Annotated in this window: 15 protein-coding genes; 10 read left to right on the forward strand and 5 right to left on the reverse strand. The window is 61.4% G+C overall.

All coding sequences use genetic code 11. The annotated features are described in order from the left end of the window. Positions 1–27 precede the first annotated feature (27 nt). From JBE38_RS06455 to JBE38_RS06465, 3 genes are all read left to right on the forward strand, one after another. On the forward strand, positions 28–1,077 hold the full coding sequence (locus tag JBE38_RS06455; protein WP_060752957.1) for a DNA topoisomerase IB: 1,050 nt from the start codon (positions 28–30) through the stop codon (positions 1,075–1,077). Between the two features lie 124 nt (positions 1,078–1,201). Next, positions 1,202–2,836: an ABC-F family ATP-binding cassette domain-containing protein gene (locus JBE38_RS06460; RefSeq protein ID WP_205343904.1), complete on the forward strand. Its 1,635-nt coding sequence runs from the start codon at positions 1,202–1,204 to the stop codon at positions 2,834–2,836. Positions 2,837–2,904: 68 nt separating this feature from the next. Then, positions 2,905–3,609 carry a YoaK family protein gene (locus tag JBE38_RS06465; protein ID WP_205343905.1) on the forward strand — a complete coding sequence of 235 codons (705 nt, stop codon included), beginning with the start codon at positions 2,905–2,907 and terminating at the stop codon, positions 3,607–3,609. A gap of 143 nt (positions 3,610–3,752) precedes the next feature. On the opposite strand, the gene JBE38_RS06470 is transcribed toward JBE38_RS06465, so the two are convergent. From JBE38_RS06470 to JBE38_RS06485, 4 genes are all read right to left on the reverse strand, one after another. Beyond that, entirely contained in the window at positions 3,753–4,106 is a 354-nt protein-coding gene (locus JBE38_RS06470) for a hypothetical protein (protein ID WP_060752954.1), read from the reverse strand. Positions 4,107–4,278: 172 nt separating this feature from the next. Then, positions 4,279–4,590, reverse strand: coding sequence for an AzlD domain-containing protein (locus tag JBE38_RS06475; protein ID WP_060752953.1), 312 nt, complete (start codon positions 4,588–4,590; stop codon positions 4,279–4,281). Next, complete coding sequence (locus tag JBE38_RS06480; RefSeq protein ID WP_060752952.1) at positions 4,587–5,282, reverse strand: AzlC family ABC transporter permease; 696 nt, start codon at positions 5,280–5,282, stop codon at positions 4,587–4,589. Before JBE38_RS06480 ends, JBE38_RS06475 begins: the two co-directional genes overlap by 4 nt. 71 nt (positions 5,283–5,353) lie before the next feature. Continuing rightward, positions 5,354–5,569, reverse strand: coding sequence for a hypothetical protein (locus JBE38_RS06485; RefSeq protein ID WP_205343906.1), 216 nt, complete (start codon positions 5,567–5,569; stop codon positions 5,354–5,356). A gap of 309 nt (positions 5,570–5,878) precedes the next feature. Here JBE38_RS06485 and JBE38_RS06490 point away from each other — a divergent pair, with 309 nt between their 5' ends. From JBE38_RS06490 to JBE38_RS06515, 7 genes are all read left to right on the forward strand, one after another. Continuing rightward, a complete protein-coding gene (locus JBE38_RS06490; protein WP_205343907.1) occupies positions 5,879–7,162 on the forward strand; it encodes an arsenic transporter in 1,284 nt (427 codons plus the stop codon). Positions 7,163–7,224: 62 nt separating this feature from the next. Further along, entirely contained in the window at positions 7,225–8,016 is a 792-nt protein-coding gene (locus JBE38_RS06495) for an AraC family transcriptional regulator (protein WP_205343908.1), read from the forward strand. A 73-nt stretch (positions 8,017–8,089) separates the two neighbouring features. Beyond that, positions 8,090–8,701, forward strand: coding sequence for a LysE family transporter (locus JBE38_RS06500; RefSeq protein WP_090370933.1), 612 nt, complete (start codon positions 8,090–8,092; stop codon positions 8,699–8,701). A 319-nt stretch (positions 8,702–9,020) separates the two neighbouring features. Next, on the forward strand, positions 9,021–9,314 hold the full coding sequence (locus JBE38_RS27635) for a hypothetical protein (RefSeq protein WP_081086954.1): 294 nt from the start codon (positions 9,021–9,023) through the stop codon (positions 9,312–9,314). A gap of 235 nt (positions 9,315–9,549) precedes the next feature. Beyond that, positions 9,550–12,264: a magnesium-translocating P-type ATPase gene (gene mgtA / locus JBE38_RS06505; RefSeq protein ID WP_090370931.1), complete on the forward strand. Its 2,715-nt coding sequence runs from the start codon at positions 9,550–9,552 to the stop codon at positions 12,262–12,264. 64 nt (positions 12,265–12,328) lie between these two features. Further along, positions 12,329–12,676 carry a DUF2493 domain-containing protein gene (locus tag JBE38_RS06510; RefSeq protein WP_090370928.1) on the forward strand — a complete coding sequence of 116 codons (348 nt, stop codon included), beginning with the start codon at positions 12,329–12,331 and terminating at the stop codon, positions 12,674–12,676. 18 nt (positions 12,677–12,694) lie between these two features. After that, positions 12,695–13,516 (forward strand): hypothetical protein, encoded by an 822-nt coding sequence (locus JBE38_RS06515; RefSeq protein WP_205343909.1) that lies wholly within the window; start codon positions 12,695–12,697, stop codon positions 13,514–13,516. On the opposite strand, the gene JBE38_RS06520 is transcribed toward JBE38_RS06515, so the two are convergent. Continuing rightward, the gene (locus JBE38_RS06520; RefSeq protein ID WP_205343910.1) at positions 13,513–14,211 is read right to left on the reverse strand and encodes a tellurite resistance TerB family protein; all 699 of its coding nucleotides are present in this window, start codon (positions 14,209–14,211) and stop codon (positions 13,513–13,515) included. The two genes, JBE38_RS06515 and JBE38_RS06520, sit on opposite strands and share 4 nt — an antisense overlap. Positions 14,212–14,244: the final 33 nt, after the last annotated feature.

Below are 14,244 nucleotides of genomic sequence, written 5' to 3' on the forward strand. Positions count from 1 at the left end.
CTGATCCGTTGCCAAGGAACCTGCACCATGCCCGACTCTGCGCTGCCCGCCGATCTACCCCGCGACCTGCATTACGTTGACGACAGCCAGCCCGGCATCCGCCGTAAAACGCTGCGGGGCAAGTTCCAGTATTTCGATGTGCAGGGCAAGCGCATCACCGATGCCGATGAAATCAAGCGCCTGAATGCCCTCGCCGTACCGCCCGCCTATACCGATGTGTGGATCTGCGCCGATCCGCGTGGTCACTTGCAGGCAACCGGACGGGATGCCCGTGGCCGCAAGCAATACCGGTATCACCCCCGCTGGCGCGAAGTGCGCGACAGTGACAAATACGCTCGGCTGCAAGAGTTCGGCAAGGCCCTGCCCAAGCTGCGCAAACAGTTGGAGGCACAGATCGCCGAACCCGGTTTCACCCGCGAAAAAGTCCTGGCCACCGTGGTCATGCTGCTGGACGCCACGCTGATCCGCGTGGGCAATACGCAGTATGCGCGGGACAACAAGTCCTACGGGCTGACTACCCTGCGTAATCGTCATGTGGACATCAAGGGCAGCGAAATCCAGTTCCAGTTCCGGGGCAAAAGCGGTGTCGAGCATCAAGTCAGTGTCAGGGACAAGCGCCTGGCCACAGTGGTCAAGCGTTGCATGGAGCTGCCGGGGCAAAACCTGTTTCAGTATCTGGATGCAGACGGTGAGCGCCATACCGTCAGTTCCCACGACGTCAACGCCTACCTGCACAGCCTCACCGGCGCCGACTTTACCGCCAAGGACTATCGCACCTGGGCCGGCACCGCCCTTGCGTTGGCGGTGCTGCGTGATCTGGAATGGCAGCCGGAATCCGACGCCAAGCGGCATGTGGTGGCCATGGTCAAGAGTGTGGCCAAGCAGTTGGGCAACACGCCGGCGGTGTGCCGCAAGTGCTACATCCACCCGGCGGTACTGGAGCATTTCAGCCTGGGCGAACTGTCCAAACTGCCCAAGCCTCGGGTGCGCCAGGGCCTGAAAGCGGAAGAGGTCGCCCTGGCGATGTTTCTAGAGCAATTGGCCGCCGACTTGCCTAAGAACGCCAAGGCAGGTTAGCCTTTGCCCCCCTTCTGATTTACGGGATGACCGCCGACGTGAACCACTAAGCCTTCCAAAATGTATCTGCAACGAGCCGCCTGGCGCGCTTGTTGGCCTGTTCGACATTTTTTTGGAGGTGCTGATGACTGACGTCAACCGGCTGCCCGTACTCGTTTCCCTGCAACACGTGTCTTTCCAGTTCGCCAATGGCGATACCTTGCTGGAAGCTATCAACCTGTCCATCGATCACACGCCGACCGGGATTGTCGGGCGTAATGGCCGTGGCAAAAGTGTCCTCGCCAAGCTGATCGCCGGTGTGCTCCAGCCCTCCTCCGGCACACTCGACGGCAATGCCCGTGTGGCCTATGTCGCGCAGAGCCTGAGCGTCCAACCCGGTGAAAACATTGCCCAGGTCACCCGCACCGCCGAAGGCTTGGCCGCGCTTGAGCGTATGGCATCGGGTGAGGCCCGCGCCGATGACTTCGAGCGGATTGATGAACGCTGGGACCTGGCCGAACGCCTGCGTGCGGCGCTGGATGGGGCGGGCTTGCAAGCGCTGGGCTTCGATACGCCGGCCGCTCAACTGAGTGGCGGCCAACTGGCCCGCGTCGCAGTGATCGGCGCGCTGTTGGCCGCTCCGGATTTGCTGGTATTGGATGAGCCCACCAACCACCTCGACAGCCTGGGCCGCGACTGGCTGCTGCGCATCCTGGGCCAGTGGCGTGGTGGCCTGGTCGTCGTCAGCCATGATCGACAGTTGCTCAACACCTTGGGGCGCATCGTCGAGCTTTCCCCGCTGGGCATGCGCGTCTATGGCGGCAACTACGATGCTTACCGCCAGCAACGCGACACTGAACAACACGCAGCGGTTGCAGCCCTGGAGCACGCCAGGCTTGAACGTAGCCGCGAACGCAAGCGCCTGCAAAAGGATCACGACAGCCTGCAACGCAATGCCGCCCGCGCGCGCAAACACGCAGAAACCGCCAACGTTGACCGGTTCACCAAGGCCCGCTGGAAAGGCGCCGCCACGGAAATCGTCAGTACCGTACGCAGCGCCCACCACGCGCATAAACACCAACTCGACCAGCAGGTGCGCCAAGCCTACGAACGCGTCGTGGACGAGACGCCCACTCTGCTCGCCCTGCCCGGTTCAAGGCTGCCCAATGGTCGACATGTGGTGACGCTCGAACAGGCCCAATTGCCGTGGCTCGATGCGCAGCAGTCTTCTACCTACGTCACGTTGAACCTGATGGGGCCTGTGCGCGTGGCGGTACGCGGGCCGAACGGTTGCGGCAAATCCACCCTGCTCAAACTGCTTGCGGGGCACTGGCGGGCGGTCGGCGGCGAATGTGCCGTGCACGTCACCCACGCGTATATCGACCAGCATCTGGCGCTACTGGACGACCGACGCTCCATCGTCGAACAGCTGAACCTGCTCGACACGCCGCTGGCCGAAGCCGAACTGCGCACACGCCTGGCCTTGCTGCAACTGGATGCGCAGCGCGTCACCCAGCCTACCGGCCAGTTAAGTGGCGGCGAGCGGTTGAAAGCTGCAATGGCGATTGCCTTGTGGCGCGAAATCCCGGCGCAACTGTTGTTGCTGGACGAGCCCACCAACCATCTGGACCTGGAATCGGTGCTCGCTTTTGAGCAGGCGCTGCGCGGCTTTACCGGGGCCATGTTGGTGGTGTCGCATGACGAGGCGTTTGTACAGGCGCTCAGGCCGACCCATCGGTTGGACTGGCATCCGGCGGGCTGGCGACTGGAATCTGTCTGAGGTCATTGCGCCAACCCGCAAAGCCTCTTACGGTAGTGGCCGAATAATCTCATCGAGGAGCCCGCTCCATGCTGCCTTCGTCCCGCACGTCCTACGCCAATGCCGCGCTGGCCCACCGCCAACGCTGGCGTGGCCGGGTCGGCTTGTTGCTGGTGGCCAGCCTTTCGGTGCTGGCCGGTATGACCGATGCCATCGGCTTCATGGCCAGCGGGGACTTCGTGTCATTCATGAGCGGCAACACCACCCGCCTGGCCGTGGCGATGGGCGCCGGTGATCTGGGCCTGATCGGGCGCCTGCTGTTGTTGATCGCCACGTTCGTCATCGGCAACGCCTTGGGTGTCGTGGTCAGCCGCCTGGGCCGTCGGCATGCCCTGCCCTTGCTGTTGTGTATCGCCGTGCTGTTGAGCGGCGCCGGCTTATGGCCTTTCGCCGATACCTTGCCTGCCTTGCTGGCAGCGATCACCGCCATGGGCATGCTCAATGCAGCCGTGGAAGAGGTCAATGGCCTGCCCGTGGGGCTGACCTATGTGACGGGGGCACTGTCACGCTTTGGTCGTGGGCTGGGCCGCTGGATGCTGGGCGAACGACGCAACGGGTGGCGGGTACAGTTGATCCCGTGGGCCGGGATGTTTGTGGGGGCGGTGATCGGCGCGGTGCTGGAGCACCAATGGGGGCTGAAGGCGCTGCTGGTCAGCGGTGCATTGGCCATATTACTGGGCCTGGTATCGCTGAGGATTCCCCGGCGCTGGCACTTGGGCTACATGCCGCGATAACGAGCAAAGAGGCCCGCCCGACGTTTAGGCCTCGACATCCGTGTACCGGTAAAGAGCCATCACGTCGAGCGAGCGGATGAATAATAAGCCAATGCTCGGCGCCTGTCGCGCCAGGCATTTCTGAATAATTCTAAAGCAACGGACTACAGGCAGGTCGCGAGGGCGGCCTGGCGACGCTTGGCAGGCATCGTGTCTTCGGCTGCGTAATACTTGACGGTAGAGCCGGCACCCGCGGCGCGCACGTCTACAAAGTAGGCACCGTCAGTGGTGTACACCGTGAAACCATCTGACTCCAACGGTTCCTTGAAGCCTCCGGCGTCCACGCCGAACACCGCCTCGTCCTGCCAGCCGAACTGCACGCATTGGGCAACTACCAACGGGGCCTTGTCCGAAGCCAGGGTTTTATAGGGCTGGCCTGCACGCGCCTCTTTCATCTTCGTGCCGGCGCAACCGGACAGCGCCGCCGCCATCATGACGCCCATTACTACCTTACGCATGCCATCGCCTCCATGGAAAAACCGCGACTGTACCACCGCCGCAGGCTTAACTGACGCGCACATGAACTTTGTTTCACGGTAAAAGCACAATGCGCCATCTATAGTTGCCTGGCTCATTTTTAAGAAGTCTTCCTTCTGCCCGCCCTCCCGCGGGCATTTTTTCGCCTGCGCTTCAGAAGTACCAACGAAACAGATAGAACAGCGCCATGCTCAGCAACACCGTGATCAGCACGCTGCGCGTCCAGAACATCAGCGCCACCGCGCAGATACCCGCGAGCAGATAAGGGTTGGTCGGGCTCAGGTTGAGCCGGTGATCGGCGAGAAAAATGATCGGCCCGCAAATCGCCGTGAGCATGCCCGGCACCGCAAACCCGAGGAACTCTCGGGCGCCGCGATTAAGGCGCACCGGCAGACGCGGCTCGATAAACAGGTAACGGTTGAAAAATACCACCAGGCCCATGGCGACTATCATCAAGTAGATCATGCCTGCCCTACCCCCAGCCGCTTGCACGCATAGCCTGCACTCATGCCCAGCAAGCCCGAGACCACCACCGCCGACTCCCAGCGCAAAAAGCTCAACCCTACCGAGCACAACAGCGAGATCGCCACGCAGACCACCGTCGGTACGTCGCGCACCACTGGGGTGATCAAGGCAATGAAGGTGGCCGCGATGGAAAACTCCAACCCCAGTTGATCAAGCCCGGGGATGCTTTTGCCGAGCACGATGCCGGCCAGGGTAAACAGGTTCCAGGCAATGTAAAACGTCAGGCCGACGCCCAGGGCATACCAGCGGTTGAACGTTTCACGGTCATAGTGGTTGACCAAGGCGAAGAACTCGTCGGTCAACAGAAACCCCAGGCTGATGCGCCAGCGTGTATTGAGCGCCGAGAGTGTCGGGCGCATGTGCATGCCATACAGCAAATGCTGGGACGTCAGCAGCAGCGTGGTCAGGACAATGGATATCAGGCTCGCGCCACTCTTGACCATGCCGATCGCCACCAGTTGCGCGGCACCGGCAAAGACAATGGCGGACAAACCCTGGGCTTGCAGCGGCGTGAACTGCGCGTCGATTGCCATGGAGCCGGCGAGCAGCCCCCAGGGCGCACAGGCCAGGGATAACGGAATAACCGCGATTGCACCGCGAGCGAAGGCGTAATGAGGTAAGGCGGCAGGCATGGAAACGGCTCATCGACAGAGGGTCGACAAGCATGCCAGTGTCATACAGGGGCTGTCTTGAACGATCTTGCTCAGGCGAGTTTTACCGATACCCCTTCGACCGAGTCTCGCGCTTCGCGCAGCTCGTAGGCGTCCTGGTTGAGCCGGTGAATGGTATTGAGCAGGCGTTGGCGCAGCACTTCATCGCCGACTTTTTCGACGGCACGCATCAAGTCAAACGCCGCGGTTTCGTTATTGTCCGCGACGGAATCGAGGGTCTTGCGCAGGTTGCGAGTGGCACGGGTCACGCGGGATCTTCCTTCATGAGCAATGGGCAGGCACTTTAGGACATTCATGTTTCATTTTAATTTCAATCACTTGTGTGTCGATTGCGGTAGATTTGATCCACGTCAATGGTTTCAGGGTTTGACCTCGCAACGCGCCTACCCGTCGGCGTAATTGTTCCCACACAAAGACGAACTTTGCTCACGCGAACTGATCCATGCCTTGGATGACAAAGTGCCATGGTTGGCGCAGCGACGCGTAGCGTCTGGATACAATAGGCCCAACACCATAACCGGCCGGCACCTGTTGCCGAGCCATCGGAGCGTTCATTCATGCTTGTCGCCGTTGCGATTTTTCTCTTCACCATCATCCTGGTCATCTGGCAGCCCAAAGGGCTGGGCGTCGGCTGGAGCGCCACCGTGGGGGCAATCCTGGCCCTGGCCTGCGGAGTCATCAGCCTGTCGGACATCCCGGCGGTGTGGCACATCATCTGGAACGCCACCGGTACGTTTGTGGCGCTGATCATCATCAGCCTGTTGCTCGACGAGGCCGGGTTCTTTGCCTGGACCGCGCTGCACGTGGCGCGCTGGGGCCAAGGGCGTGGGCGAAGGTTGTTTGCCTATATGGTATTGCTCGGCGCGCTGGTGTCGGCACTGTTCGCCAATGACGGCGCGGCACTGATCCTCACGCCCATTGTGATGTCGATGCTGCTGGCGTTGCGTTTCTCTCCGGCAGCGACCCTCGCCTTCGTCATGGGCGCCGGGTTTATCGCGGACACGGCCAGCCTGCCGCTGGTGGTGTCGAACCTGGTGAACATCGTCTCGGCGGATTACTTCAAGATCGGTTTCAACCAATACGCCGCCGTCATGGTGCCGGTGAACCTGGTCAGCGTCGCGGCCACCCTGGCGGTGCTGCTGTGGTTCTTCCGCCGCGACATTCCACAGGCCTACAACCCAGACGACCTGGAAGACCCGGCCAGGGCCGTTCACGACCGTGCGACCTTTCGCGCCGGTTGGTGGGTACTCGGTATTTTGCTGATCGGTTGCTTTGCCCTGGAGCCGCTGGGTATTCCAATCAGTGCGATTTCTGCGGTGTGCGCGGTGCTGCTGTTGGTCATCGCGGCCAAAGGCCACAAGATCTCCACGCGCAAGGTGCTCAAGGAAGCCCCCTGGCAGATCGTGATCTTTTCCCTGGGCATGTACCTGGTGGTCTACGGGCTGCGCAACGCCGGCCTGACGACCTACCTGGCCACCTGGCTGGACACCTTCGCCACCTACGGGGTGTGGGGCGCGGCGATGGGCACCGGCGTGCTCACCGCGTTGCTGTCATCGGTCATGAACAACCTGCCGACGGTGCTGATCGGTGCCCTGTCCATCGAGTCCAGCCATGCGGTGGGCGTGATCAAGGACGCGATGATCTACGCCAACGTGATCGGCAGCGACCTGGGCCCGAAAATCACGCCTATCGGTAGCCTGGCCACCTTGTTATGGCTGCATATCCTGGCGCGCAAAGGCATCACCATTACCTGGGGCTACTACTTCAGGGTCGGGATCGTACTGACCCTGCCGGTGCTGTTGATCACCCTGGCCGCGCTCGCGCTGCGCCTGAGTGTCTGAACACTTTCGCAGCCTGGGTCAGCTACGTATGCTAAGGCGCAACCCACTGCCGAGCTGACCCGATGAACGCGATGCAACACGCCTGGCTGGGCCACTATGAACTCACCAGCACCCGCTGCACCGGCCTGTCCTTTGCCCGTCACAGTCACGATGAATGTGTGATCGGCGTGAACCTGGTCGGCGAAGAGAAAGTCTGGCTCGACCGTCGCGAATTCCAGGCGGGCCCGGGCAGCATCACCCTGTACAACCCGGGCCAGATTCAGGGCGGTGGCGCTGCCGAGGGCGCTCCCTGGCAGTTTGTCAGCGTGTACGCCATGGCAGATCAACTGGCCACCGACCTGGGCCTGGCACAGTTGGAGTTTGATCGTGCGCTGTGTTTTCAACCGGAGCTGGCGCAACGCCTCGCGACGGCGGTGAAAGGCGCATTGAGCGGCGATGCCTTGGTCCGCGAACTGAATGAAGAAGCGCTGGTACTGCTGCTCGGCGAGGTGGTCGGTTGCAGTGGTGTGCGCCTGCAAGGGAGTGCACCGGCGGGAAAACCCTTGATCAGCCGCGCCCAGGAGTTGCTCGCTGCGCAACTTCATCAGACGCTGCCTCTGGAACACCTTGGCGATGAGTTGGGGCTGTCCAAATTTCATCTGTTGCGGGCCTTCCAGAAAGAGACCGGCTTGAGCCCGCGGCAATGGGCCATGCAACTTCGCACCCGGCGCGCCAAAGGTCTGCTGCGCAGGGGGCTGCAACCCTGCGAAGTGGCCCAGGACCTGGGTTTTGCCGACCAGAGCCACCTCAATCGGCATTTCCGCGCCGCCTACGGCATCACTCCCGGCCGTTATCAAAACCTGTTGCAGCGCTGAAATCGCAATCTGGTCCAAGACGATAGCGCCATCCGCTCGCACACTGCCTGCCATCACTTCTGGGAATTCAGGCATGTTGACGATCTTTTTTTACGCACTGGTATTCGGTTTTGTTTTTTGCCTCTCACCCGGTGCGGTGCTGGCGGAGACGTTGCGCCGGGGTTTGCTTCAGGGGTTCACCCCGGCCTTGCTCGTGCAGGTCGGCTCTCTGGTGGGCGATGCCGTGTGGGCGGTTATCGGCCTGACCGGTATCGCCCTGCTGATCCAGCATGACGCCGTGCGCATACCGCTGACGGTGGTCTGCGCGCTGTACCTGGCCTGGCTGGGCGTGCGCGGCTTGATCGACGCCTGGCACTTGCCGCAAGCGCAAACCGGGCCTGCACGTTCAGGGCAGAATGCGCTGGCGGTAGGCGCAGCCATCTCCCTGGCCAACCCGAAGAACATTGTGTATTGGGGCGCCCTCGGCAGTGCATTGTCGGGCATCGTCGGCACTACGCCCAGTCATTCGCAGACCCTGATGTTTTTTGCCGGTTTCATGCTGGCGTCGGTATTGTCGTGCTTCGTGGTGGCTACGCTGGTCAACCTGTTGCGCAAGAACGCATCGGCGCGCTGGCAGCGGGTCAGTTATGGCACCTGCGGATTGGTACTGTTGTATCTCGCCTATCTCGCGGCATTGGGCGTATGAAGTTATATATATCGCAACTTTCCCGTGCCTCTTGTCTGAATGAACTCTGAACGCCGGATCATTTAATTAATCATGCGTTGACATTTTGTAACTGGCTGAGTAGATTGCCCCTGCCCGCAATTGGGGGCCTTTTTTAAACCTCACAAAAGAAGCCAATGGACACAGTATCTAGTCGCTGTCCGAGCACCGCCTCTGCGGGCATCGGGCGCCAAACCCAGAATATGACAGGACTCGCCTCCCCGGTCCGGTAAGCTGCGCTAGAGCTTGATGCTCCACCGTAACTGCCTCGCCGGTCGCTTGTCCGGTCCCGAGGTGTGTTATGACCCTTCAACCCTTTGTTTTGCCTGATATCCGCTCGCTGGCCTCGGCCCTGCGAGCCAAGCTATGCCGCATGCCCGTGGGCTTTTCGCCTACCCGCTCGCCCTTTGCCGCAACCTCTCCCCAAGTACGCCCGGCGCCAATGCTGGCGCACTGGCGTGTCTGCCCCACCACTGGCCAACTGGTTCAGCACTGGGATCACGCCGACCCTCAAGACCCGCAGAGACGGAACGTTTCCAGCCTCGTTCAAGCGAGCCTGATGCTTAGCCTCTATGTGAGCGCTCGCACAGCCTGAGCCTGCTGGAAACCACAACTTTTCCGATTAACCTTCTGGAGTTCTTTATGAACAAGTCCAGTAGTAGCCCGCTGCGCGCTAATTAATTAACGCGCACTAAGCGGGCCTTGTAGAAGTTATTAAGCACTTTATTTAAACCGATCGCGAAGTCCGCGGCTCGGCATGCTTTCGCTCGCCTGCAATCAGGTAAGTACCGGGTATGTTTTGTCGAGAATTGGCGACAGGAGTACAGACAATGAGCGCCGTAAAAAACACGCCTCTGCACAAGAAAAATGGCACTGCGACCGACACCAAACTGTCGATGCGTGCCGCCCGCGAAGCCCAGAACGGCCTGTCGGCCACCCTCGCCAATGTACGGGCGACCCAGGACGGCCTGACCGAACTGGATGCCTCGGCACGCCTCCAGCGCGAAGGCTATAACGAGGTGGCCCATGACAAGCCGCCTCACGCCATCGTCCAGTTCCTGCAGGCACTGAACAACCCTTTTATCTATGTCCTGCTGACCCTGGGCGGCATCAGCTTTGTCACCGACTGCTGGCTGCCGATGCGGGACGGCGAAGAGGCCGACCCGACCAAGGTCATCATCATCATGACCATGGTGTTGCTCAGCAGCCTGCTGCGCTTCTGGCAGGAACACCGCTCGGCCAAGTCCGCCGAAGCGCTCAAGGCAATGGTCCGCACCACCGCCACCGTGCTGCGCCGCGAGCAAGTGGGCGCCCAGCCCAGCCTGCGCGAAGTGCCGATGCGTGAACTGGTGGCCGGCGATATCGTGCAGTTGTCGGCCGGCGATATGATCCCGGCGGATATCCGCCTGATCGAATCCCGTGACCTGTTTATCAGCCAGGCGGTGCTGACCGGCGAAGCCTTGCCGGTCGAGAAGTACGACACCCTGGGTGATGTGACGCAGAAGTCGGCGTCCTCGTTGGCGGCCGACCAGGGCAACCTGCTGGACCTGCCGAACATCTGCTTCATGGGCACCAACGTAGTCAGCGGCCGGGCCAAAGCCGTGGTGGTCGCCACCGGGCCGCGCACCTACTTCGGTTCCCTGGCCAAAGCGATCGTCGGCTCCCGTGTGCAAACCGCCTTCGACCGTGGGGTGAACAGCGTCAGCTGGCTGCTGATCCGCTTCATGCTGGTGATGGTGCCGATCGTGTTCCTGCTCAACGGTTTCTCCAAAGGTGATTGGGGCGATGCGTTCCTGTTCGCCCTGGCGGTTGCTGTGGGCCTCACCCCGGAAATGCTGCCGATGATCGTCAGCGCCAACCTGGCCAAGGGCGCCACCGCCATGGCCAAGCGCAAAGTGGTGGTCAAGCGTCTGAATGCGATCCAGAACTTCGGTTCGATGGACGTGCTGTGCACCGACAAGACCGGCACCCTGACCCAGGACAAAATCATCCTCGAACACCACGTCAACGCCTTTGGCCAACGTGACGATGCGGTGCTGTCGCTGGCCTGGCTCAACAGTTTCCACCAGAGCGGCATGAAGAACCTGATGGACCAGGCCGTGGTGCAGTTCTCGGAGCAGAACCCCAAGTTCCAGGTGCCATTTGCCTACAGCAAAGTGGATGAATTGCCGTTCGACTTTGTACGCCGCCGCCTGTCGATCGTCGTCAAGGATGCTGCCGGCGATCAGTTGCTGGTGTGCAAGGGCGCCGTGGAAGAGATGCTGAGCATTTCCACCCACGTGAAGGAAGGCAGCGATGCCGTGCCGCTGGATGAGCGCCGTCGTGAAGAGTTGCTGGCGCTGGCCAACGACTACAACGAGGATGGTTTCCGCGTACTGGTGGTCGCAACGCGCAACATTCCCAAATCCCTGGCGCGCCAACAGTACACCCCTGCCGATGAGCGCAACCTGGTGATCCAGGGCTTCCTGACCTTCCTCGATCCGCCAAAGGAAACCGCGGGCCCGGCCATTGCCGCACTGCAGGAAATTGGTGTTGCCGTCAAAGTGCTCACCGGCGACAACGCGGTAGTCACCGCCAAGATCTGCCGCCAGGTTGGCCTCGAACCCGGCCAGCCGCTGCTGGGCGTGGATATCGAAGCCATGGACGACGCCACCCTGCTGCGCCGCGTGGAAGAACGCACGGTGTTTGCCAAGCTGACACCGCTGCAGAAATCCCGGGTGCTCAAGGCCCTGCAAGCCAACGGCCATACCGTGGGTTTCCTGGGCGACGGTATCAACGATGCGCCGGCGCTGCGCGATGCCGACGTGGGTATTTCGGTCGACACCGCCACGGATATCGCCAAGGAATCGGCGGACATCATCCTGCTGGAAAAGAGCCTGATGGTGCTGGAAGAAGGTGTGCTCAAGGGCCGCGAAACCTTCGGCAATATCATGAAGTACCTGAACATGACCGCCAGCTCCAACTTCGGCAACGTGTTCTCGGTACTGGTAGCCAGTGCGTTCATTCCGTTCATGCCGATGCTGGCGATCCACCTGCTGCTGCAAAACCTGATGTACGACATCTCCCAGCTGGCCTTGCCGTGGGACAAGATGGACAAGGAATACCTGGCCAAACCACGTAAGTGGGATGCGCAAAACATCGGCCGCTTCATGATCTGGATCGGGCCGACCTCGTCGATCTTCGACATCACCACCTTTGCCTTGATGTGGTACGTGTTCAGCGCTAACAGTGTGGAAATGCAGACCCTGTTCCAGTCCGGCTGGTTCATCGAAGGGCTGCTCTCGCAAACCCTGGTGGTGCATATGCTGCGCACCCGCAAGATCCCGTTCTTCCAGAGCACGGCGGCCTGGCCGGTGCTGATGATGACCTGCCTGGTGATCGCTCTGGGGATCTACGTGCCGTTCTCGCCGCTGGGCACCCTGGTGGGCCTGCAACCGCTGCCGCTGGCGTACTTCCCATGGCTGGTCGGCACCCTGCTCGCCTACTGCTGCGTGGCCCAACTGATGAAAACGATCTACATCCGCCGCTTCAAGCAGTGGTACTGATCGCTCCCGCCGTTTAAACGGTGGCGGCCGCAGGGTCGCCACCGCGCATCACAAGGATTCGAACATGCGCGTCTTGATCTGTGCAGGTCGTCATTACGCCGACACCAAGAAGTCCCGCCAAGTGCTGGACGCTTACCACCGCCTGCGCCCGATGCAGGTATTGATTCACGGCGGCAACCAATTCCTCGGCAGCAACATCGAGGAGTGGGCGCGGGAAATGGGCATCGATGTGGTGCGTTACCCGTGCAATTGGCAACGCCATGGCAAACAGGCGGAACGCCAACGCAATCATTTCATGCTGACCGACAGCCGACCCGACGTGATTATCGCCCTGCCAGGCGGTGACGACACCTCGGAGCTGGTCAGCCAGGCCAAAGCCAGCGGCATTTCGGTGCTGACCGTAGAAAGCTGAATTCAAGCGAGGTGCATCATGCACAAAAAACACACCCCTCATCGCCCGGATGGGTTTGCCAAATATCGCGCACGTCACTATCGGGGGGCTCGCCATACGCTGTTGCTGTTACCGCCGGCCAAGCGCCGCGCGCTGCAACGCAACCTGATCTTCATTGGCGCGAGCCTGGGCCTTGTTCTGCTCATCGCGATGTGTTCCAAGGCCCAGGCAGCCGGTGGCGCCTACGTGGTCGACGACGGCGCGGTCAACGATCCGGGCACCTGCAACGTCGACGCCTGGTACAGCGTCAACCGGCACCAAGGCAACGTCCATAACGAAACGCTGAACCCGGCCTGCACATTCAGCGCGCTGCCGGCGGTGCAATGGAGTGCGGCGCTGTCGCGTGCCAGCAATGCGGGGGATGCCGAGACGCAGGTGAGCCCGCAAGTCAAAGCCCAGGTATGGTCACGGCAAGATCTGGGATTGCAGTTGGCGGTGTCCGCCACCAGCCACTTCGCCTTGGACCGCGCGCATGCCTTTGACGGCGCCGACTTCAACGTGCCTCTGACCTGGCAACCCGTTGAAGCACTGCGCTTGAACTTCAATGGCGGTTGGACCCACGCCTATAACGGTGGTGAACAGCAGCACCGGCTGACGTGGGGCACAGGTTTCGAGTACCAGCTAGCCGATGCACTCACGCTGATCGGTGAGCGCTATGGCCAGGAAGGCGGCGACCAGGCCTGGCAGGCCGGGCCGCGCTTTCACGTGGGTCAGCTGATCGACATCGACCTGCTGGTTGGGCAAAGCCTCAACGAGGATCACAACCAGTGGTTGACCACCGGTGCCACCCTGCGTTTTTAAGCTTTCGCCTGCTGCTCCAGGTGCAGTTGCAACTGCGGGTCGATTTGCAACTGCCCGGCCAGCTCATCCAGGTAAGCGCGCTCAGCCTCCTGTTGATCGTTGACCAGCATCACGCTGGCCAGGTAGATCTCCGACGCCACTGCCGGGTCACCGGCATACTCGGCAAAATCCCCGGCATTCAGTGGTTTGGCGACTTCGGCGTCGAGCCATTGTTGCAACTGGGGGTCATCGGTATGCCGGCCTATCTCGGCTGAGATCATCTGCCGCTCTTGCTCATCGATCTTGCCATCGGCCTTGGCTGCCGCGATCAATGCGCGCAGCACGGCATGGCTATGGGCTTCGGCATCCGCCCCGTCGAGTTGGTCGACCGTCTGGATCGCCTGCTGCGGCGCACTGGCCTGCTGGCGCTGCCACGCCTGGTACGCCTGGAAAGCCGCCATCCCCAACGACGCCAGCGCCGCGTAATTCATCCCACCGGAGCGCTGCTGCGTAGCACCGCCCGCAGGCGCACCGCCCAATAAACCGCCGAGACCACCCAGCAATCCGCCCAACCCGCCCCCGGCCGAAGCACTATTGCCCGTACTGTTGAGTAACCCGCCGAGCAGGCCGCCCAAGCCGCCCAGGCCACCGCCTGAAGCACCGCCGTTTTGCTGGCCCGCGCGCAGCAGTTGTTCCAATAGATCGCTGGTGTTCATGGTGTCGCCCTCCCAGGGCGCAATATGGGCGTT

The organism is Pseudomonas sp. ICBG1301 (assembly GCF_016918385.1).
GTDB classification, from domain to species: Bacteria; Pseudomonadota; Gammaproteobacteria; order Pseudomonadales; family Pseudomonadaceae; genus Aquipseudomonas; species Aquipseudomonas palleroniana.

Bases quoted from the DNA above. Each gene is read 5' to 3' on its own strand.
- JBE38_RS06455 (WP_060752957.1), top strand. From the start codon at position 28: ATGCCCGACTCTGCGCTGCCCGCCGATCTACCCCGCGACCTGCATTAC.
- JBE38_RS06460 (WP_205343904.1), top strand. From the start codon at position 1,202: ATGACTGACGTCAACCGGCTGCCCGTACTCGTTTCCCTGCAACACGTG.
- JBE38_RS06465 (WP_205343905.1), top strand. From the start codon at position 2,905: ATGCTGCCTTCGTCCCGCACGTCCTACGCCAATGCCGCGCTGGCCCAC.
- JBE38_RS06470 (WP_060752954.1), bottom strand. From the start codon at position 4,106: ATGCGTAAGGTAGTAATGGGCGTCATGATGGCGGCGGCGCTGTCCGGT.
- JBE38_RS06475 (WP_060752953.1), bottom strand. From the start codon at position 4,590: ATGATCTACTTGATGATAGTCGCCATGGGCCTGGTGGTATTTTTCAAC.
- JBE38_RS06480 (WP_060752952.1), bottom strand. From the start codon at position 5,282: ATGCCTGCCGCCTTACCTCATTACGCCTTCGCTCGCGGTGCAATCGCG.
- JBE38_RS06490 (WP_205343907.1), top strand. From the start codon at position 5,879: ATGCTTGTCGCCGTTGCGATTTTTCTCTTCACCATCATCCTGGTCATC.
- JBE38_RS06495 (WP_205343908.1), top strand. From the start codon at position 7,225: ATGAACGCGATGCAACACGCCTGGCTGGGCCACTATGAACTCACCAGC.
- JBE38_RS06500 (WP_090370933.1), top strand. From the start codon at position 8,090: ATGTTGACGATCTTTTTTTACGCACTGGTATTCGGTTTTGTTTTTTGC.
- JBE38_RS27635 (WP_081086954.1), top strand. From the start codon at position 9,021: ATGACCCTTCAACCCTTTGTTTTGCCTGATATCCGCTCGCTGGCCTCG.
- mgtA (WP_090370931.1), top strand. From the start codon at position 9,550: ATGAGCGCCGTAAAAAACACGCCTCTGCACAAGAAAAATGGCACTGCG.
- JBE38_RS06510 (WP_090370928.1), top strand. From the start codon at position 12,329: ATGCGCGTCTTGATCTGTGCAGGTCGTCATTACGCCGACACCAAGAAG.
- JBE38_RS06515 (WP_205343909.1), top strand. From the start codon at position 12,695: ATGCACAAAAAACACACCCCTCATCGCCCGGATGGGTTTGCCAAATAT.
- JBE38_RS06520 (WP_205343910.1), bottom strand. From the start codon at position 14,211: ATGAACACCAGCGATCTATTGGAACAACTGCTGCGCGCGGGCCAGCAA.